This window comes from Aquidulcibacter sp., assembly GCF_049239865.1.
In the GTDB taxonomy this organism is placed as follows: domain Bacteria; phylum Pseudomonadota; class Alphaproteobacteria; order Caulobacterales; family Aquidulcibacteraceae; genus Aquidulcibacter.
This window is the reverse complement of record NZ_JBMLTR010000122.1, coordinates 1-17,615: the sequence shown is the minus strand read 5'-3', so window position 1 is coordinate 17,615 and position 17,615 is coordinate 1. Positions and strand designations below refer to the sequence as shown.

Sequence of the window (17,615 nt, the reverse complement as noted above, 5' to 3'; positions counted from 1 at the left end):
CAAAAGCCCATGGGCGTTTTGGCTTCGGCATGATGGCCCGGTGGCCGTGTCGCACAAAATGCCCGATCAAACGCGCCTTTCATCAAGCCGTCGACCCCGGCGATTACTGCGCCCACGCCCCGCTGTGCTGCTTCTATTGAACCAGCGGACAAGTAAGTATCTGGATCAAGCTGGCGGCTGCGCGCCCCTGCCGCTGGCTCCAGGCGGATGATTTCCTCAATCAAGGCCTTGGGGTGCACCCGCGCAATATCGTCAACCTGGCCCAGCGGTGCTTGGAGACGGATCAAATCCGGACAGGCCGCTTCGCTTAAGGCCTCCAAGACCACCCGCAAGCGCTCTGGCGATTCTGGATGACCGGCTGGGGGGCGGTGCTCAAAGCAGGCCGCATGGGTGATAAGAGCAGTTTTTCCCATGAGTTTGCCGATCCTTTAGCTGTACCTTTGATCGTTGGCTTAGAAGCGTCGCTATCCTACTTTAGGCTAGTCCGTCTACCGGACCTGCGCAAACCGATCCACATAATCTGTCATGATGCCATCTGCCCCGCGCGCAATCAGATCGCGCATTTCTTTACGCTCATTGATCGTCCAATATTGGACTTTGAGACCGCGGGATTTGGCGGTTGCGATAAAATGCGGATCGGTCAGATCAAAGCCCGCGGCATAGGTAGGAATCTGAAGCGCGACGCCGGGGGATTGGATAAAGCGCGAAAGGCGTAAATGAGACGCGATCAAAAATAGGCGCACCTCATCACCGGAATAGGCCGTGGCAACCTTGGGACACGCCTTTCGAAACGTCTTCATCGCCCCATCATGAAAGGACGCCACAATCACCCGATTGGTTTCGTCAAACTGGCTGATCAACTGGCACAGACGTGTGCTGGCCGCTTTTTTGTCATTCTTGATTTCGATCACCCAACGCTTGGCTGGGAAGCGCGTGAAGGCTTGCTCCAGCCGCGCGATCTTAATCCCCTTGCCGCGAAAGGATTGGCCATCAATCACGGTATGATAGCCAGAATCAGCCTGTTGCAGCTCCGCCCACGTCTTGGCAGCAATCGGGCCCTTCATGTCGGTGATGCGGTCCAAGGTGTCGTCATGGTGCAGGACCAAAACGCCGTCCTTGGTCAACTGCAGATCAATCTCCAACACATCTGCGCCCATCGCGTCTGCCAGTTGCAGGGCTTCCAGCGTATCTGGGGGTGCATGGCCCTGCCCGCCACCATGGGCGATGTTCTCAATCGTGCCGGGTTTCAGCCCGGCAAAATACGGATGCTGCACTGGGGCCGGTGCCGGCCAAGCCGCCACAACCGATAATGCAATCCCCACCAAAACCAAAACGACCCAACGACGCCGCATCACTCCACCCCTCAACGACCCCGCCCCATGGCAAGTTTAGCCCTTATGCAGCCTGTGACATGCCATGGCTAGCGAGGCTGTTGCAAGTTGGGCTAGAAGACAGGCCTTAGTGATCTCTGCCACCCCAGAAAGAAAAAGTGCCAATGTCTTCCATGGAACCGACAAACCTGCGCCGTCTTGGCAAAAGCGACTTGATGATTACGAGCCTCGGCTGGGGCATGTGGCGTTTTGCCGGCATTGAGGTGAAGGCCGCGCAAGAGCTAGTCGAATCGGTTTTTGAGGCCGGGATCAATTTCTTCGACACCGCCGACATTTATGGCTTTAAGAACCCACAAGTTGGCTTTGGCGACGCCGAAGCTTTGTTGGGTGAGGTGTTCAAGCAAGCACCAGGCTTACGGTCTAAAATGGTTCTGGCCAGCAAGGGCGGGATCATTCCACCAACGCCCTATAATTCCAGCTATGACTATCTGGTCAAGGCGTGCGAAGCCTCGCTGCGCCGCCTCAACACCGATGTGTTGGACCTGTGGCAAATCCATCGCCCAGACCTGTTGACCCATCCTGCAGAGATCGCACGCGCCGTGGATCATTTGATGCAAGCTGGCAAGATTCGCACCTTCGGCATTTCCAATTACACCGTGGCACAAGCCCGCGCTTTGGCCGCCCACCTCCATACCGACATTGTCTCGTTCCAGCCTGAATTCTCGCCACTTGCGCTCGACGCTATGACAGACGGAACTTTGGACCTCGCGATGGAGATTGGCGCGTCGGTGCTGGCGTGGTCGCCTTTGGGTGGTGGTCGCTTGGCAAAAGATGGCGATGATGCCCGCACCAAGGCGGTGATTGCGGCCCTCGATACGGTCGCCAAGGCTCATGGTGTGTCACGCACCTCGGTAGCTTATGCGTGGGTGGCAGCCCATCCAAGCCAACCTATCGCCTTGGTGGGCACACAAAATCCAGAGCGCATTTTGGAAACCCGCGAAGTTGCCAAAATCCATTTGAGCCCAGACGAATGGTATCAAATTTTGGTCGCCTCACGCGGCGCACCAATGCCATAAGGCTTGCGACCGACTAAAAACCGATTGCGGCTGAGCCCTCAATCTTTGGCAGCTTGAGGGCTAGCATTAGATCACGCAATTCTTGGCGCGCGGCCACATGGCTCATCGTGAAGGAGGCCGACGCCCCTTCATCGGTGAGGTCCAACAGCGTCAGTCCTGCGGTAAACATCTCGCGATAAATTACCCGCTCTGACAGGCCCGGTGCCACGCGAAAGCCAATGCGTTGGGCAAGTGCGGCCAAGGCGTCCCCGACCCGGCGCTTATTCTTGGCGTCGAGCGGCGAAAGACGGTTGCGCATCAAGACCCAATCAATCGGCTTACCTTTTGAGGCGGCCTTGAGCTTGCGCGCCTCCCAAACCATTTCGGCGTAGACACTCGGCTTGCCGACATCGCCTGTAACGGGGTCTATCTCGGCCAGAAGGTCGAAATCGATAAAGCTGTCGTTCAAGGGCGTCACGAGGGTGTCCGCGCAGGCGTGGGCAGCGCGCGAAGCGGGCGTATCCGCACCCGGCGCATCCACGATTACAATGTCATGGCTCGCGCGCATCTCGGCGATCAAGGCTTGGGTAGCGGCTGTTTCTTCTGCCTCTGCCTGATCGCGACGTTCGGCGGCGGCTTTGGTCAAGAAGAAGAAGTCAGGCGTAGGTAGGTCTGCCTCATTGGACTTAGACCAACGCGTCCGGTTTTCGAAATAGCGTTCAAAGGTGCGCTGACGGCGATCCAAGTCGAGGGCAGCAACTTTCAGGCCCGAAATCGCGCAAGCTACGGCAATATGAACCGACAAGGTCGATTTGCCTGCGCCGCCTTTTTCATTTCCAACGACAATGACGTGACCCAAAACCGCAACCCCCGTGCCTTTTCGCCCCCTTCTGTAGGGCTAAGACTTATGAGTTGTTTTCGCCAGTTTCGCAGGTCTTGCCAATTGGCAAGCGCAGCGGTCGAGCGACGATTGGTTGTGGACTATTTTGAGGGGCGCTTCGCGCGCTTGGCCACAACTTGTTGGGCTGGTGGCTTTGGCGCCTTTTCTTCGTCTTCAACCCAGTCCGTCGGCGGCGGCAAGCGCTGCCCGACGGCCTCTGGCCCCTGCTGGATGGTGCTGCCGGTCACCAAAGCTGTCGGTCTCGATTGCATTTCGGGACGGCCAGAGGCACCGGGCCAAATGGGTCTGGGGCGGAACGGCCGATTGGCACTATCTTGCTCTGGCATAGACACGCGTGTCGGCGCTGACTCGGTATCAGCTGGCGGCTCAGCCAAAGTAGCCAAGCGCTTTGATAATTCGCGTAATTCGCTCTCGGCGGGATTGACCCATTCAGGATCTTGAGCCGAAGCGCGACTGAGGTCTGACGACACGCGCGCCAACACCTGCTCAATCGGCTCATCCTTGGCGCCGCGATCCACCCAGGGCAAGGCATCAGCCAAGGCCTCTGGGATGTCCTGAACGACGGATTTCTTGGTATCGCGCCAAATCCGCTTGAATGGGCCAGCAGGCTTCTCGCGTTTAGCTGCTGGCGCTGGTGCTGGCTTGGCGGCAATTTGCTGGGCAGGTGCCGCGACTGGGGGTGGCGCAAGGATCACCGGCGCAGCAGGCTTTTGTGGTTCAGTTGGCAAGGCGATTGCGACAGGCACCATCGAAACAACAGCCGGCTTTGGCAGCGGTGCAGCTGGGGTGCCGCGGAACATAACGATTGGCAGAATTTGGCCACCCGCGCCCACCAGTTGCGGCTCTGGCTTCATAGGCTTTGGTGCCACAGAGGGTGCGACCGCTTGCTTTGGCTCCGCGCACACGCAAGCCGCTGGGCTAGGTTTTGCGGCTGGCATGAGGGGCACATAGGGGCTGGTCGCAAAAGCACCGGCAGATTGCGCCATGGCACCTGAGCTCAAGCACAAAATACCCAGCGTCCCACAAAGTCGGACGGCAGAAGACAAATTAGAAGAGCGATAGGACTGGTTCATGTGAAAAACCCTAGCGCGACGTGGTAAAGAGGGGTTTAAGGCGGCGTCACAATGCTCTTGTAAGCCACAGACCAGAAATCGTCGTTAAGTCATTGTTTTGGAGAGAGTCATGTCGTCCTTATCGATTGTGCGCACCAGAGCGGACTTGCGCGCATTGGTCTCTAACTGGCGGCGAGACGGCAAAAAGATTGCCTTGGTGCCCACCATGGGTGCGCTGCATGCGGGCCACTTGGCCTTAATCGAGCAGGCCAAAGCCGCCGCCGATGTTGTGATTGCGTCGATCTTCGTCAATCCAACCCAATTTGCGCCGCATGAAGATTTAGCGCGTTATCCTAGGCAAGAAGCGGCCGATATTGAACAGCTCCAAGCTTTTGGCTGTGACGGCCTCTATGCCCCGCATGTGTCAGAGCTTTATCCAGAGGGCTTTCAAACCCGCATTGTACCAGGTGCCGTAGCAGCCCGTCTGGAAGGCGCATTTCGCCCGCACTTCTTCGGCGGCGTGGCAACCGTGGTGGCCAAGCTTTTTATGCAAGTTGATCCCGATGTGGCCATCTTTGGCGAAAAGGACTGGCAGCAATTGCAAGTGATCGCCACCATGGTGCGGGACTTGGACTTGCAGGTCGAAATCACCCCTGCCCCAACCCATCGCGAAGCCGATGGCCTCGCACTTTCGTCTCGCAATGCCTATCTCTCAGAGGCAGAGCGCGCGATAGCGCCCACTTTGAAGCAGGCTCTTGATCGGGTCGCAGACGCGATCCAACAGGCACCGGAGACTTTAGACGAGGTGCTTGAACAAGCGAAAGCACAGCTTCTAGCCTCAGGCTTTCAGTCCATCGATTATCTCGAAGCCTGCCATAGTCAGACTTTAGAGCCGTGGCAGGCGGGAGACCCCGCCCGCATCTTGGTGGCCGCTTGGCTGGGTAAGACTCGGCTGATTGATAATCGCGGACTAGACTGACCTTACCAAGCGCCGAGGTCGAGTAATTCCTTGCGTAAGGGCTCGGGTAACTCATCACCGCCGGATATTTGTGTCAGGTCGGCTGGTGCGTCCTTTGGCATGAGATAGCGCCAGCCCTGAAAGGCAGCACGGCGCTGTGGCGCGGTTTGGACGTGAAAATGCTTGAGGACAATTTCGCAGCGGGATCGGCCATCGACATCGTCTAAAGTGACAATATCCTCAATTTCCTGCCGGACAAGGATTTGCCCCTTAATCACCCAAAAGAGCGATCCGCCGTTGAGGACTTCATCACGCCGTTTGGGCGACATGCGCGTGTCGCAAACCGGTCGAGGATCAAGGCCGAGACTTAGGCGCGTAAAGGCCTGATGATCATGCCAATCTAGCAAGTCCTGAATGCTTTGTGCGCCAACGCAGAGTTTGATGATGTGCAGAGCCATAGCTGACGATTTATGCCAATTTGCCCCTTCGAACAGGGCCTCGCATCAGTGGCTATCCTCGACTTGTTTTGCCCGCCAAGCAGCCTTCAGACTCGCACTTGTTGGCCGAGACCCATCCGGGCTCCAGCCCGGTGGTCCAAACGCGAAGTGGAGCTTTTCACGCCAGGTTTTTGCTTGGCCAATGTCACGCGCCATGCCGACCCACTCATGAAACGCGATCCGAAATGGGTTGAAGGTGTGAATGTTGGAAACCACGCCATAGATTGGCTTGTCCGCCTTGGTTTCTTCCACAAAGGTACCAAACATGCGGTCCCAAATGATCAAGACCCCGGCATAATTGGAATCGAGATAGCGCGGATTGGTCGCGTGATGGACGCGGTGGTGGCTCGGTGTATTCAGCACCCATTCCAAAGGCCCCATGCGATCGACCGCTTCGGTATGGATCCAAAATTGATAAACCAGACTTATGCCAGAGAAAAAGGCGATCATCGCTGGTGGGAAACCGATCCACGCCATCGGCAGCCAAAAGATGAAGGTGGCACCGATCGACCCCGTCCAAGTCTGCCGTAAAGCCGTGGATAAATTATAATGCTGCGAGGTGTGGTGCACCACATGGCTCGCCCAAAACCACCGCCGCTCGTGGCTGATCCGATGGAACCAATAATAAGACAGGTCCTCAAGGAAGAAGCACACCACAAAGGCCCAAGCGGCATAGCCAATATCGAACAGGCGGAACTGATGCACGTAGGCAATCAAAGCGACCGCAATGCCGCCCGTCAGCAATTTGGCGACCGTATTGCCAAAGCCCATGGTCATGCTGGCCGCAGCATCCTTGGCTTCGTAGGTCACATCGCCAGCCCGTCGAGCGCGCAGCATTTCTGCGACAACCAAGACGCCAAACAAGGGGATCGCCCACGTAACTGGATCGGGTAAGTTCATGTGGTAGGACCCCTCCCTAGGATTGTGAGCGCGTGCTGAATGTCGATGGCATCGGCCTGAATATAGACGGGTTCAAAGCCAAAATCAGGAAAGGAGAGGTAGAGCCGATCCTCGGCAATCACCATGATCTTCGCCTGATCGAGGCTGCGGAACAATAATTTATCGCCCAAAACAAGTGCGACATAGCCTGTCTGGTCGGCTCCATAGGCGATCGCGGCGCGCTGATTGCGTGACATCAAGACCGACAGATTGGTCGATAAGCCATAGTGGGACCGAACCGCTTGCACGACCTCATCCACACTTTTGAACCTGCGATCGACGCTAAGGCCAAGTCGAAATCCAACAAAGGCCAACAAAGCGGTACCCGCAGCAGCCATCAAAACCGTCAGCAGAGCGCCGTTCAAGGCACAGACTCTTGTGCGACGAGGCGGATTAAAACGTCGGCAGCCTTAACTTGACGGCCTTCCTGGACAAAGGTTTCAGCGATCACACCGTCGCGGCTCGCGGTCAGGGCATGTTCCATCTTCATGGCTTCCAACACAATCAGCACCTGACCTTTCGTAACTTTCTGACCCGCTTGCGCGTGACACATCGCGATTTTTCCGGGCAAAGGGGCCTTGATCTCGTCCGTGGCCTCAAGACTGTCGGCGCTGGCATCTGCTGCCGGGTATGGATAGCGCCAGACCTCGCCGCGCTCGACCAAACTGGCACCAGCGCCATCGACAAACAGGGTGGCCGCAATGTCGCCGCGCGCTTCTGCTCTGGGGCCAGCGCTTTCAGCAACCAAAATTGTCCAGTCCTGGGGCTTGCCATAGGCATGGATCAAGCGGCGCGGCACCACAGCATGATCCCCGCCAAAGCCTGCACTGACTTGTACTTCATCACTATGAAGCTCGACCACCAAGCGCCGATCATCGTGGGTAAAGCCGACCGACAGATGCGCCGGGGCATTCAGGCGCCAGCCATCTGGAATATCGAAGGGCGAAGCGCCGTCGGGTACTTCGAGTTCGCGGGCGACCTGCACGCCAATTGCTGCCAATCCCAATCGGCGGGCGGCGAGCGCATCGGGTTTCGCCAGTTCAGCCGCTTCATCCTCTAGCAGTCCGGTATGGACGCCGCCTTGCGCAAAGCTTGGCAGCAGGCACAAACGGGCCAAATAGCCGTTATTGGTCGTGATCCCGGTGATCACGCGGCTTTCGAGATGGGCTTGCAGGCGCGCCAAGGCTTCGCGTCGATCCGCCCCATGCGCGATGGCCTTTTCAACCAAGGAGTCATAGGCGTCGGGAAACGTGTCACCCACTTCAAACCCAGAATCGACCCGAATAGTCCCATCGTCTGGCAGGCCCGCAATCACACCAGATGACGGCAAGAACCCTTTGGCTGGGTCTTCTGCCACGATCCGCGCTTCAATGGCCGCACCGTTCAAGATGATCTTGTCTTGGGTGAGCGGCAGGATCTCGCCAGCCGCCACGCGCAATTGCCACTCAACCAAATCCAAGCCGAGCACGGCCTCTGTCACCGGATGCTCAACTTGCAAGCGCGTATTCATTTCAAGGAACCAAAAGCCGTCAGGGCGCAGAGGTCCCGTCCCATCGGCGACAAATTCGACCGTACCGGCGTTGGAATAATTCACCGCCTTAGCGATCTTGAGCGCGGCAGCTGTCAGGCTTGCGCGCACGGCTTCGGTCATGCCGGGTGCCGGGGCTTCTTCAATCAGCTTTTGTCTGCGCCGTTGGATTGAGCAGTCGCGCTCAAACAAATGGACCAGATTGCCATGCTGGTCGCCAAATACCTGCACTTCGATGTGGCGGGGCCGCAGAACCAGGCGTTCCAGCATCACGCGATCATCGCCAAAGGCAGCTGCCGCTTCGCGTCTTGCAGACTCGAGGGCCGAGCCAAAGGCAGCGCTCTCCTCCACCACCCGAATGCCGCGCCCGCCGCCGCCTGCAACCGCCTTGATCAATAAGGGAAAGCCGATCTTTTCCGCTTCGGCCTTGAGGCGCACAGGGTCTTGATCCAAGTCCCAATAGCCAGGCAGAACCGGCGCGCCGACTTCTACTGCAATCGCTTTGGCGCGATCCTTTAGACCCATGTCTCGAATGGCATCGGGGCGCGGTCCTACAAACGCAATGCCTGCTGCCGCACAGCTTTCAGCGAACTCTGCATTTTCCGATAAAAAACCGTAGCCTGGGTGTATCGCTTCAGCGCCCAACTCCACAGCGGCCTTGAGGATCAAATCACCCCGTAGATAGGAATCCTTGGCAGCGGCAGGGCCCAGACGCACCGCATGATCGGCCTCGCGGACGTGTTTTGCGTCCCTATCGGCGTCGGAATAAACGGCAATTGTCCTCAGGCCCAAACGCCGCGCCGTGCGGATCACACGGCAAGCGATCTCGCCCCGATTGGCAATCAACAAGCTTTTAAACACGAGGCGTCCCCAGACTTTTTGTTGGTCGATGAAACAAGCTTAAAAACTCGCCCTCAGACTCTTTGGGAAGCATCCTTCGGCTACGCCTTTGTCTTGGTCAAGCCTTGTGGTCAGCCTACAGCGCCCAGGATGATGATGGCGGTAAAAAAGAGTGACAAAGCGATGGGCGCAAATATGGAGACAAAGACTGCAGTGCGCCAACCAGCACCAACCCAACCCAACGCATAAGCCCCTTTGAACTGGAAATAAATATGACCCGCCACGGCCAAAAATATCCATCCACTATGGTCAGTCCACGTGATCCAATGCGAACTTAGAGCAAGCGCAAGAAACAAAAATGACATGAAAGACAGGGAGTAAAGCGCAAAGACCGCGTGATCATACAAGGTTACCCCGCGCTTCCAGAACAACAATAGCCAAATGAAAGGCAAGCTGATTGGGATGAGAAGGAAGGAGAATTTATAAACGGTGTTCTGTAACTTGTACAAAAACAGGTCCGGATTTTCGAGTTTATGTTTGAGCTTTTTATTCACGGATGGCCAAGGCGTATTAATTTGGACTTCTTCTTTTAAAAACTTAGCCAATGAAGACTGAAGGTCGTCTCCCTCGATTGTCGTGCTTTTGGTTTCACCCTTAATGACCTCTTCCGGTGTGGCCTTCACCAAGGCGATGGCGGTATCAAGCGCGGCGACAGAAACTTTATCGCCTGAGGCAATCGCAGCCTTGCGTTCGGCTTCAAGTTCAGAAAGTTGCGTGGCTTTATCATCGCCCTTTTGGACAGTGATATTGCCGGTCACTTTTGGGTCGGCCTTTGCCGGGGCGGCTTCAGGGTTTGGCTTTGGTGCCGCTAAGGCCTTGGCAAGATCGCGTTCCGCCGTGCGATATCGCAAAATGACAGCTTCGATCTCTTTGGCTGCACCCAGCACTTCTTGTTGGCTGGCCTTGATCTCAATGGGGTCTTGGTCGACAAGAGGTTTGGCTTTTTCCGCCGCCAGCTGTTCGCGAGCCAGTTTGAGGTCGCCACGGGCTTCCTTCAAATCAACCAAAGTATCCGCCATTCGCTCGCGCGAGGCGCTGGCTTGATCGACCGGTGTGTCGACATTCTGCTTCACAAAGCCCGGCCCACCTGCAAAGGCAAAGGCCAAAAACATGGCAAAAACTGAGGCCAGAAACATCGAAAATGGCGGCACATAGCGGCTGCGATGGCCCATGACATAATTGCGCGTCATCGTGCCGGGCCTAAAGATCAACATTGGCAGCGAGCGCCAGGTCTTGGAGTCAAAATGCGTGATGCCATGCACCACCTCTTCCAACACATGCAGGAACGAGCGATGCACATGGGCGGACTGACCACAGGCGTGGCAATAATCGCCCGTCAGGATCGCCCCGCAATTCTTACACGCGGTTCCGATCAGCTCATTGTGGTGTTTGCCCGCGCTACCCGAAGGCGCATCGACCGCTAAAGGGCCTGAATTTTCAAGATTAAGTTCTGCCGCACCGTCCATGACCGCCCCTCGTCCGCCGGTCTAGCTTTGGCTGGGCGAGACAATGCGGTCAAGACCCTTTCAGGACCGATTGGTCCAAGCTGGCGGCCTTTTTTCAAGAAAAGCCGCGAGGCCTTCTTGCCCCTCGGCACTCGCGCGGCGCTTGGCGATCCGTTTGGCCGTGTCATGGGCAAGGTGGATGTCGATTGGCCTGTCCGCCACATCGCGGACCAATTGCTTGGCCTCACGCACGGCTTCAGGTGCCGCAGTAAAGGCCAAGTCAGCCAGCTTTTCTTCCCGCTTGGCCAAATCATCGAGGTCGGCTGCCACTTCCTGTATCAATCCCAGTGCCAAGGCGCGCTCGGCATCGAAAGGCATGGCGGTGGCAAACAAGGCGCGCGCTTGGCGCGCCCCAATGGCTTCGACCACATAGGGCGAGATGGTGGCAGGCGTCAGCCCAAGGCGGACTTCGGTGAAGCAAAAGCGTGTTCCTGCAACGGCGATGGCATAGTCACAGGCAGCCACAAGGCCAGCCCCGCCCCCAAAAGCGCCGCCTTGCACCAAAGCAACCGTGAGTTGGGGCAGACTATGCAATGCCAGCAGCATCTTGGCCAAGGCGACGGCATCGGCCTCATTATCTTCTTCATCATGACGGGCTTGGCGTTGCATCCATTCAAGGTCGGCGCCGGCGCAAAAGGTCGTCCCTGCGCCCTTGATCATAACGAGTCTCACGCCGTCAGACACGCGCAAGGTCTCAAATATGTCGATCAGAGAAGCGATGGTCTCTTCGTCAAAGGCATTTTTCTTGTCCGGACGGTTCAATGTGACCATCGCGGCACCATCAGGCGAAATCTGTAAGAGAACGGGGTCGGCGCTTGGGTCAATATCTGCCATCTGAGTCTCTCTCCTCTTACATCCGGAACACACCGAAGCGGGGTGGTCCAATCGGGGCGCCGGCGACGCTGGCTAACGACATGGAAACCACGCGCCGAGTTTGGGCGGGGTCAATAATGCCATCATCCCACAAACGCGCTGTGGAATAATATGGATCGCCTTCTTCCTCATATTTCTGACGAATGGGACTTTTGAAGGCTTCTTCTTCCTCGGCAGACCACGCGCCGCCTTTGGATTCAATGCCGTCGCGGCGCAGCGTGGCCAGTACGCTGGCGGCCTGCTCTCCGCCCATCACGCTGGTCCGCGCATTCGGCCACATCCAGAGGAAACGTGGCGAATAGGAACGGCCACACATGGCATAATTGCCCGCACCATAGGAGCCGCCAATCACGACCGTGAGCTTGGGCACATTGGCGCAGGCAACAGCCGTCACCATTTTTGCGCCATCCTTGGCGATACCCCCTGCCTCATAATCCTTGCCGACCATGAAGCCCGAGATGTTTTGTAGGAATAACAAGGGGATTTTGCGCTGACAGGCGAGTTCAATGAAGTGTGCGCCTTTTTGCGCACTCTCTGAGAACAAAACGCCATTATTGGCGATGATCGCAACGGGCCAGCCATCTATATGGGCAAAGCCTGTAACCAGGGTTTCACCATAAAGCTTCTTAAATTCGTGGAACTCTGAGCCGTCAACCAAGCGTGCGATGATTTCACGCACATCATAAGGGGTGCGGACATCATCTGGAATGATGCCGTAAAGTTCGCTTTCATCCTCCACGGGCGGACGCGGCGCAAGCCGGCGAATATGGCTTTCGGGAACGTCCAAGGTTGCCACACAATTGCGCGCAAGCTCTAAAGCATGGGCATCGGACACCGCATAATGGTCTGCCACACCGGATTTGCGGGCATGAACATCTGCCCCGCCCAGCTCTTCCGCCGTCACGGTTTCACCCGTCGCGGCTTTCACCAAGGGCGGGCCACCCAGAAAGATCGTGCCTTGTTTGCGCACGATAATGGTCTCATCGCTCATCGCGGGAACATAAGCGCCACCGGCCGTACACGAGCCCATGACGACCGCAATTTGGGCCAAGCCCATCGCGCTCATATTGGCTTGATTGAAGAAGATGCGGCCGAAATTGTCGCGGTCTGGAAAGACTTCGGCCTGATGGGGCAAATTAGCGCCGCCGGAATCGACGAGGTAAATACAAGGCAAGCGATTTTCCATCGCCACTTCTTGTGCCCGCACGTGCTTTTTGACGGTCATCGGATAATAAGTGCCGCCTTTGACGGTCGGGTCGTTACAGACAATCATCGCCGGACGCCCGCAGACGTGGCCAATCCCAGTGATCAAGCCTGCGCCTGGAATATCCTCGCCATAAAGGCCATTGGCCGCCAAAGCCGATAATTCTAAAAACGGGCTGCCCGGATCGAGTAGCGCTTCAACCCGTGCGCGTGGCAAAAGCTTACCGCGGCTTTCATGGCGCTGGCGGGACTCCGCTGAGCCGCCCAAAGCCGCGCGACTGGTCTGTTGGACCAAGTGCTCAACTAGGCCCGCCATCTTTTCTTGATTGCGCGCGAAGGCCGGCGAGGAAGGATCGATTCGACTGGTCAAACGGCTCAAATGGCTCTCCACAGATTGGTTTTGTCGCGCTTAGCGGGCGTTGACACTCGTTTAACAGGCTTCTGTCACAATGTCATAGACATAGGCTCACATCGGGCCGTTGCAGATTGCCGCAGGTGGGGTCGTTTGTGCCTTGCGTGTGGCTTGGATCGCCCGAGTTTAAAATGCCGGCGCTTAGTATAAATGAGGACAGCTCTATGAAGACCATCACCACAGCCGTTTCTGCCATTGCGTTGTTGAGTGCACTTACCCCAGTTTGCGCTTTCGCAATCGAGCCTGCTTGGGTTGGCGTGCGTGGGGGCACCAATGGTGTTGGCGGCGAAGTCGGGGTGCGTATCTTGCCAACCATCGTCTTGCGCGGCGTTGGCCAAGGCTATGATTATGGCTACGATCAGACAATTGATGGCATCGCCTATGATGGCAGCCTGAAGCTGGGCTCTTACGGGCTGCAGGCGGACTTCCGTCCGCCGGTTGTGCCCTTTTATTTGACGGCGGGTATCTTTGCCAATGACAACCAGTTTGACTTGGTCGCGACACCTGCGACTAACGTCGTGATTGGCAACACGTCCTACACCCCCGCTCAAGTCGGCACACTCAACACCAAGGCGACGTTTAACGACATCGCTTATTTTGTCGGTGCAGGTGTCAAATTGGAATTGGGTCCGATTGAAACCGCCTTGGAAGCTGGTGTCTATTATCAGGGCGATCCAAAAGTGGTGTACACCTCTACTGGCTTGTTGGCCTCCAATCCGTCGTTCCAGACAGATTTGGCACTTGAAACCGCAAAAATCGTAGATGAATTAGACGCAGCACGTTATTGGCCCATGGTAACCCTGATGGGCCGCTATAAATTCTAAATCACGGAGGAGAGCCGCCATGAAGCACAGTTGGAAGTTGTTTCATGGCGGTTGTTTCCGATGACACCTTTTGATTTTAGCGCGATCCCTTTTTTGAGAGATGCTGGTCCGGCAGCGATTAAAGACGTTGAAAAATCGGCAATTTGGTATTCATTGCCGGGCGGCTGGCCCCTTTTCCTTGAGAGTGAGCCTGCCGATACCTTATGGTTTGTCCGCTCGGGCTCTTTGGGCGCGTTTCGGCGCGGTACCGATGGTTCAAACGAGTTTATCGGCCATATTCGCCAAGGCGAGCCGGTCGGCGAAATGGCGCTGGTGGCGGGCGAACCCCATAGTGCATCGGTCTTTGCACTGCGCGACACCGAACTTCTAGCTTTAGACCGCGCAGCCTTTAACCGCTTGATCCGCCGTCATCCACAATTGATGCAAAATCTGGCGCGAACCATGTTGTTTCGTTCGCGGCAGAACCGTCGGCGCAACCCCCGCTCTGATCCCCGTGTGTTCGGTCTTCTGGCAGCCTCTCCCTCCATCGACATTTTAAAGCGCGCCCATGCCTTAAAGGATGCACTCGCCAAATTGGGTAAGCGTGCCATCGTGGTTGGCCCTGAGGCGGTTACCCAGTCCGCGACTTGGTTTGATGAAATCGAAAGCTGGAATGATATTGTCCTCTTGGCCGCAGACCTTGGAGATGGCGGTTGGACCAAACTATGTCTGCGACAGGCAGATAGGCTCTGGGTGTTTGGTCGCGCCGATACGCCGCCGCCCGAAATGATTCTGCCTGCGGGCTCGTCCCCCGCGCGCCAGTTCCAATTGGTCGACACCATCTTGATTGCCCCACAAGATCGCTCGGTCGTTGAGGTTAAGGGCTCTCATTCCAAAGCTTGGAGTGCTGCCACTCAAAGTCAAAGGCTGTTTCACTGGCGACAGGATCAAGCCCAAGACGTGATGATGTTGGCCCGCATCCTGTCGGGCACCTCGATTGGCTTGGTCCTGGGTGGAGGTGGCGCTCGCGCCTATGCCCATATTGGCGTCGTGCGGGCTTTGCGAGAGACGGGCATCTCGTTTGACTTTATCGGCGGAACCTCCATGGGCGGGGTGATTGCAGCCTGTGTTGCGCTTGGCTGGGATGATGGCGAGATTGAACGGCGTATCTGGGACAGCTTTGTCCGCGACAATCCCTTGAATGACTATGTGTTGCCGGTTGTCGCCATGACGTCTGGGGCCAAGGTCGACCAAAGGCTTCTCAAGAATTTTGGCGATATTCTCATCGAGGATATGCCACGCTCCTTCTTTTGCCTGTCGACCAATTTGACCTTGGGCATGCCAAAGCTGCACCGAAGTGGTGTCTTGCGGGACGCCCTGCGGGCGTCGATCGCGCTGCCCGGCATCTTGCCTCCGGTCGTTTCAGGTGACGACATTTTGGTCGATGGTGCGGTGTTGGATAATTTCCCGATCAATTCGATGATTGACCTGCATCGTGGCCCTAATATTGGCGTTGATGTCACCCGTCAGCGCGCCCTTAATCCAGACGAATTCCGCAAGCCCGAGGGCTTCTTCAGTTGGATTACCCGCCATGGCCTGCACGCAGCCCCGCCCATCGCCGAACTTCTGATGCGGTCAGCGACCGCTACACTCGACCCCACCAAATCCCGAGACAAAACCGATCTCTTGATCGTACCCGATATGGCGGGCATCCAATTGCGAGATTGGAAGGCTTTTGATGCCGCCGTGGAGACCGGCTATCGCGCGGCAACCCGAGCCATTCAGAATGCGCCCAATGTTCTGAAACCGCTTCTGAATTAAGAACTGGGGCGATGGCAGGGCAATTAGGGTTAAAACAGGCCTGTTTTAATGCCGATCTTGCCTATTTTCTGCCGCAACCGGTCGCTAAAGCGCTTAACCATGGTTCGAAGACAAGGGATTTAACGTGCGATTGATTGTGGCATCTGGTGCAACGCTGGCTTTAGTCGTATCTTTTGGACTAGGCGTCGTGGTGGGCAAATTTGTCTTGTCACCAAACCAACCTCTGGCCAGTGCCCCAACCAATGCCATCATGGGCCCTGTCGGCCTGGATAATCCTTTGGCCGATCCCGATGCGGTGTTGTCGACAGACCCCAGTGTCATTGCTGCCGCCCCACCCGCAATCCCTGCGCCACCAGCAACCGGGCCGAATGAGGTGGTCATCCCGACACCAGGGGAGCTCGTCAATGGTATCGGGCCGCGCGCCGAATCAGATGCCGCCATGGCTGCTGGTAGCCCGGTTGCCCAATGTGACGTCAAAGTCAGCCAAGCAACCGCCATCCGTTCTTGGAAAGCTGCCGACCGGGTGACCATTATGGCCACTGGCAATGATTGTGCCTCTGGCAGTATTCGGGTGACTTTAGAGACCAATGAAGGTCGGGCCCTCTATACGCTGCAAGCCCCTGCCCGCGACTTTGGCATCCCCGCGACGGCCAGCCCCGACCAGATTCGCGACCGCTTGACGACTTTGCTGCCCGCCAATGCGGTCAAATCATCGGCCTATCCCGCGTGGGCGGAGGGCAGTGAAAGTCCAACCCGCAGTGAGTTTACACGTGAGACTTATGAAGCCATTCGCCAAGCGGATGCGCCCGTGGTCTGCCTGAAACTGCCCACGTCGGCGCAACGCTGCGTCGCGCAAGACCCGAAGTCAGGCCAATTGCGCGTGTTCGCCCGGGGCTGACGCCGGATCACGTTTCCGTGATTAAATTGCAGTCATAATTGCGTTCTGGGGGTGCATCAACGCACAATTTGGCCCATCCATATGCCCGACGAAAGATGTGGTTTCTTGTTTCGTGAGGGGTATATAGACAATGGAACGTAGGGATTTCTTGGCGGGGAGTGTCGCAACTTTGACTTTGACCACAGGCTCGGCGGCTTTGGCTGCAAAAGCAAAATCAAAAGCTCCAACGCGGGTAAACCCGCTCTTGGCAAAATGGAATACGCCTTGGGGCGTGCCGCCCTTTGCCCAAATCAAAACCAGTGATTTTGAACCCGCGATCGAAGTCGGCATGGCACGCGGCCGAGCCGAAATTGATGTGATCTCGGCAGCCAAAGGCCCTGCAACCTTCCAATCGGTGATCGTACCAATGGAAAAAGCCGGGCAAGACCTCAACCGCGCCACAAATGTCTTCTACAATTTGACAGGTATGCTGAGCACGCCTGCGCTGCAAAAGATCGAGGGTGGTCTTTCATCCAAGCTGTCGGCCCATGCCAGTGCGATCAATCAGGACCCGAAAATTTTTGCCCGCGTCAAAGCGGCCTATGACAGTCGCGCGACGCAAAATCTGACCGGGCCTCAGACGAAGCTGTTGGAAGAGACCTATGCCGGATTTGTCCGCAGTGGTGCCCTCTTAAATGCCGCCCAGAAAAAACGCGTAGCAGACATTGATGCGCGGCTTTCCACGCTGCAAGTCGAATTCGGCCAGAATGTGCTGGCCGGCCAATCAAGCTTTGCCCTGCCCTTAAAGACCAAAGAGGATTTGGCGGGATTGTCGGATAGCTTCATTGCCGCCGCTGCCGCGGAAGCCAAAGAACGCAAGATTGATGCCTTGGCCGTGGTGACGTTGTCGCGCTCCAGCTTTGAGCCTTTCCTCACCATGTCGACCCGGCGTGATTTGCG

15 protein-coding genes and 2 pseudogenes are annotated in these 17,615 nt (G+C 56.7%); 6 read left to right on the top strand and 11 right to left on the bottom strand.

Features of this window, described 5'->3' with window-relative positions; all coding sequences use genetic code 11:
• Together ACOVRA_RS08615 and ACOVRA_RS08610 are read right to left on the bottom strand one after the other, a co-directional pair.
• A pseudogene (locus ACOVRA_RS08615) lies at positions 1–413 on the bottom strand (histone deacetylase family protein); the annotation flags it as partial.
• A gap of 75 nt (positions 414–488) precedes the next feature.
• Positions 489–1,352 (bottom strand): glycerophosphodiester phosphodiesterase, encoded by an 864-nt coding sequence (locus ACOVRA_RS08610; protein WP_421719929.1) that lies wholly within the window; start codon positions 1,350–1,352, stop codon positions 489–491.
• 152 nt (positions 1,353–1,504) lie between these two features.
• Here ACOVRA_RS08610 and ACOVRA_RS08605 point away from each other — a divergent pair, with 152 nt between their 5' ends.
• A complete protein-coding gene (locus ACOVRA_RS08605; protein ID WP_421719928.1) occupies positions 1,505–2,407 on the top strand; it encodes an aldo/keto reductase in 903 nt (300 codons plus the stop codon).
• A 13-nt stretch (positions 2,408–2,420) separates the two neighbouring features.
• On the opposite strand, the gene ACOVRA_RS08600 is transcribed toward ACOVRA_RS08605, so the two are convergent.
• Positions 2,421–3,245 (bottom strand): division plane positioning ATPase MipZ, encoded by an 825-nt coding sequence (locus tag ACOVRA_RS08600; RefSeq protein ID WP_421719927.1) that lies wholly within the window; start codon positions 3,243–3,245, stop codon positions 2,421–2,423.
• Between the two features lie 122 nt (positions 3,246–3,367).
• On the bottom strand, positions 3,368–4,360 hold the full coding sequence (locus ACOVRA_RS08595) for a hypothetical protein (RefSeq protein WP_421719926.1): 993 nt from the start codon (positions 4,358–4,360) through the stop codon (positions 3,368–3,370).
• Between the two features lie 109 nt (positions 4,361–4,469).
• Here ACOVRA_RS08595 and panC point away from each other — a divergent pair, with 109 nt between their 5' ends.
• Positions 4,470–5,318, top strand: coding sequence for a pantoate--beta-alanine ligase (gene panC, locus ACOVRA_RS08590; RefSeq protein ID WP_421719925.1), 849 nt, complete (start codon positions 4,470–4,472; stop codon positions 5,316–5,318).
• Positions 5,319–5,320: 2 nt separating this feature from the next.
• On the opposite strand, the gene ACOVRA_RS08585 is transcribed toward panC, so the two are convergent.
• The 7 genes from ACOVRA_RS08585 to ACOVRA_RS08555 all read right to left on the bottom strand — a co-directional run bounded on the left by ACOVRA_RS08585 (position 5,321) and on the right by ACOVRA_RS08555 (position 13,058).
• Positions 5,321–5,755: a DUF1489 family protein gene (locus ACOVRA_RS08585; RefSeq protein ID WP_421719924.1), complete on the bottom strand. Its 435-nt coding sequence runs from the start codon at positions 5,753–5,755 to the stop codon at positions 5,321–5,323.
• 45 nt (positions 5,756–5,800) lie between these two features.
• Positions 5,801–6,694, bottom strand: a complete 894-nt coding sequence (locus ACOVRA_RS08580; protein ID WP_421719923.1) for a sterol desaturase family protein — start codon at positions 6,692–6,694, stop codon at positions 5,801–5,803.
• Positions 6,691–7,098 carry a hypothetical protein gene (locus ACOVRA_RS08575; RefSeq protein ID WP_421719922.1) on the bottom strand — a complete coding sequence of 136 codons (408 nt, stop codon included), beginning with the start codon at positions 7,096–7,098 and terminating at the stop codon, positions 6,691–6,693. Before ACOVRA_RS08575 ends, ACOVRA_RS08580 begins: the two co-directional genes overlap by 4 nt.
• On the bottom strand, positions 7,095–9,122 hold the full coding sequence (locus ACOVRA_RS08570; protein ID WP_421719921.1) for an acetyl/propionyl/methylcrotonyl-CoA carboxylase subunit alpha: 2,028 nt from the start codon (positions 9,120–9,122) through the stop codon (positions 7,095–7,097). Before ACOVRA_RS08570 ends, ACOVRA_RS08575 begins: the two co-directional genes overlap by 4 nt.
• Positions 9,123–9,232: 110 nt before the next feature.
• Positions 9,233–10,627 (bottom strand): DUF3667 domain-containing protein, encoded by a 1,395-nt coding sequence (locus ACOVRA_RS08565; RefSeq protein WP_421719920.1) that lies wholly within the window; start codon positions 10,625–10,627, stop codon positions 9,233–9,235.
• 60 nt (positions 10,628–10,687) lie between these two features.
• Positions 10,688–11,500, bottom strand: coding sequence for an enoyl-CoA hydratase-related protein (locus tag ACOVRA_RS08560; protein WP_421719919.1), 813 nt, complete (start codon positions 11,498–11,500; stop codon positions 10,688–10,690).
• Positions 11,501–11,516: 16 nt separating this feature from the next.
• Positions 11,517–13,058: a carboxyl transferase domain-containing protein gene (locus ACOVRA_RS08555; RefSeq protein ID WP_421719930.1), complete on the bottom strand. Its 1,542-nt coding sequence runs from the start codon at positions 13,056–13,058 to the stop codon at positions 11,517–11,519.
• 260 nt (positions 13,059–13,318) lie between these two features.
• Here ACOVRA_RS08555 and ACOVRA_RS08550 point away from each other — a divergent pair, with 260 nt between their 5' ends.
• The 4 genes and pseudogenes from ACOVRA_RS08550 to ACOVRA_RS08535 all read left to right on the top strand — a co-directional run.
• A complete protein-coding gene (locus tag ACOVRA_RS08550) occupies positions 13,319–13,978 on the top strand; it encodes a hypothetical protein (protein ID WP_421719918.1) in 660 nt (219 codons plus the stop codon).
• Positions 13,979–14,038: 60 nt separating this feature from the next.
• Positions 14,039–15,778, top strand: a complete 1,740-nt coding sequence (locus ACOVRA_RS08545; RefSeq protein ID WP_421719917.1) for a patatin-like phospholipase family protein — start codon at positions 14,039–14,041, stop codon at positions 15,776–15,778.
• Between the two features lie 124 nt (positions 15,779–15,902).
• Positions 15,903–16,676, top strand: coding sequence for a hypothetical protein (locus ACOVRA_RS08540; RefSeq protein WP_421719916.1), 774 nt, complete (start codon positions 15,903–15,905; stop codon positions 16,674–16,676).
• A 130-nt stretch (positions 16,677–16,806) separates the two neighbouring features.
• Positions 16,807–17,615 (top strand): annotated as a pseudogene (locus tag ACOVRA_RS08535) (M3 family peptidase); the annotation flags it as partial.

Excerpts from the sequence above, each read along its gene's own strand:
- ACOVRA_RS08610 (WP_421719929.1), bottom strand. The coding sequence starts at position 1,352 with ATGCGGCGTCGTTGGGTCGTTTTGGTTTTGGTGGGGATTGCATTATCG.
- ACOVRA_RS08560 (WP_421719919.1), bottom strand. The coding sequence starts at position 11,500 with ATGGCAGATATTGACCCAAGCGCCGACCCCGTTCTCTTACAGATTTCG.
- ACOVRA_RS08580 (WP_421719923.1), bottom strand. The coding sequence starts at position 6,694 with ATGAACTTACCCGATCCAGTTACGTGGGCGATCCCCTTGTTTGGCGTC.
- ACOVRA_RS08585 (WP_421719924.1), bottom strand. The coding sequence starts at position 5,755 with ATGGCTCTGCACATCATCAAACTCTGCGTTGGCGCACAAAGCATTCAG.
- ACOVRA_RS08595 (WP_421719926.1), bottom strand. The coding sequence starts at position 4,360 with ATGAACCAGTCCTATCGCTCTTCTAATTTGTCTTCTGCCGTCCGACTT.
- ACOVRA_RS08605 (WP_421719928.1), top strand. The coding sequence starts at position 1,505 with ATGGAACCGACAAACCTGCGCCGTCTTGGCAAAAGCGACTTGATGATT.
- ACOVRA_RS08545 (WP_421719917.1), top strand. The coding sequence starts at position 14,039 with ATGACACCTTTTGATTTTAGCGCGATCCCTTTTTTGAGAGATGCTGGT.
- panC (WP_421719925.1), top strand. The coding sequence starts at position 4,470 with ATGTCGTCCTTATCGATTGTGCGCACCAGAGCGGACTTGCGCGCATTG.
- ACOVRA_RS08550 (WP_421719918.1), top strand. The coding sequence starts at position 13,319 with ATGAAGACCATCACCACAGCCGTTTCTGCCATTGCGTTGTTGAGTGCA.
- ACOVRA_RS08555 (WP_421719930.1), bottom strand. The coding sequence starts at position 13,058 with ATGGCGGGCCTAGTTGAGCACTTGGTCCAACAGACCAGTCGCGCGGCT.
- ACOVRA_RS08565 (WP_421719920.1), bottom strand. The coding sequence starts at position 10,627 with ATGGACGGTGCGGCAGAACTTAATCTTGAAAATTCAGGCCCTTTAGCG.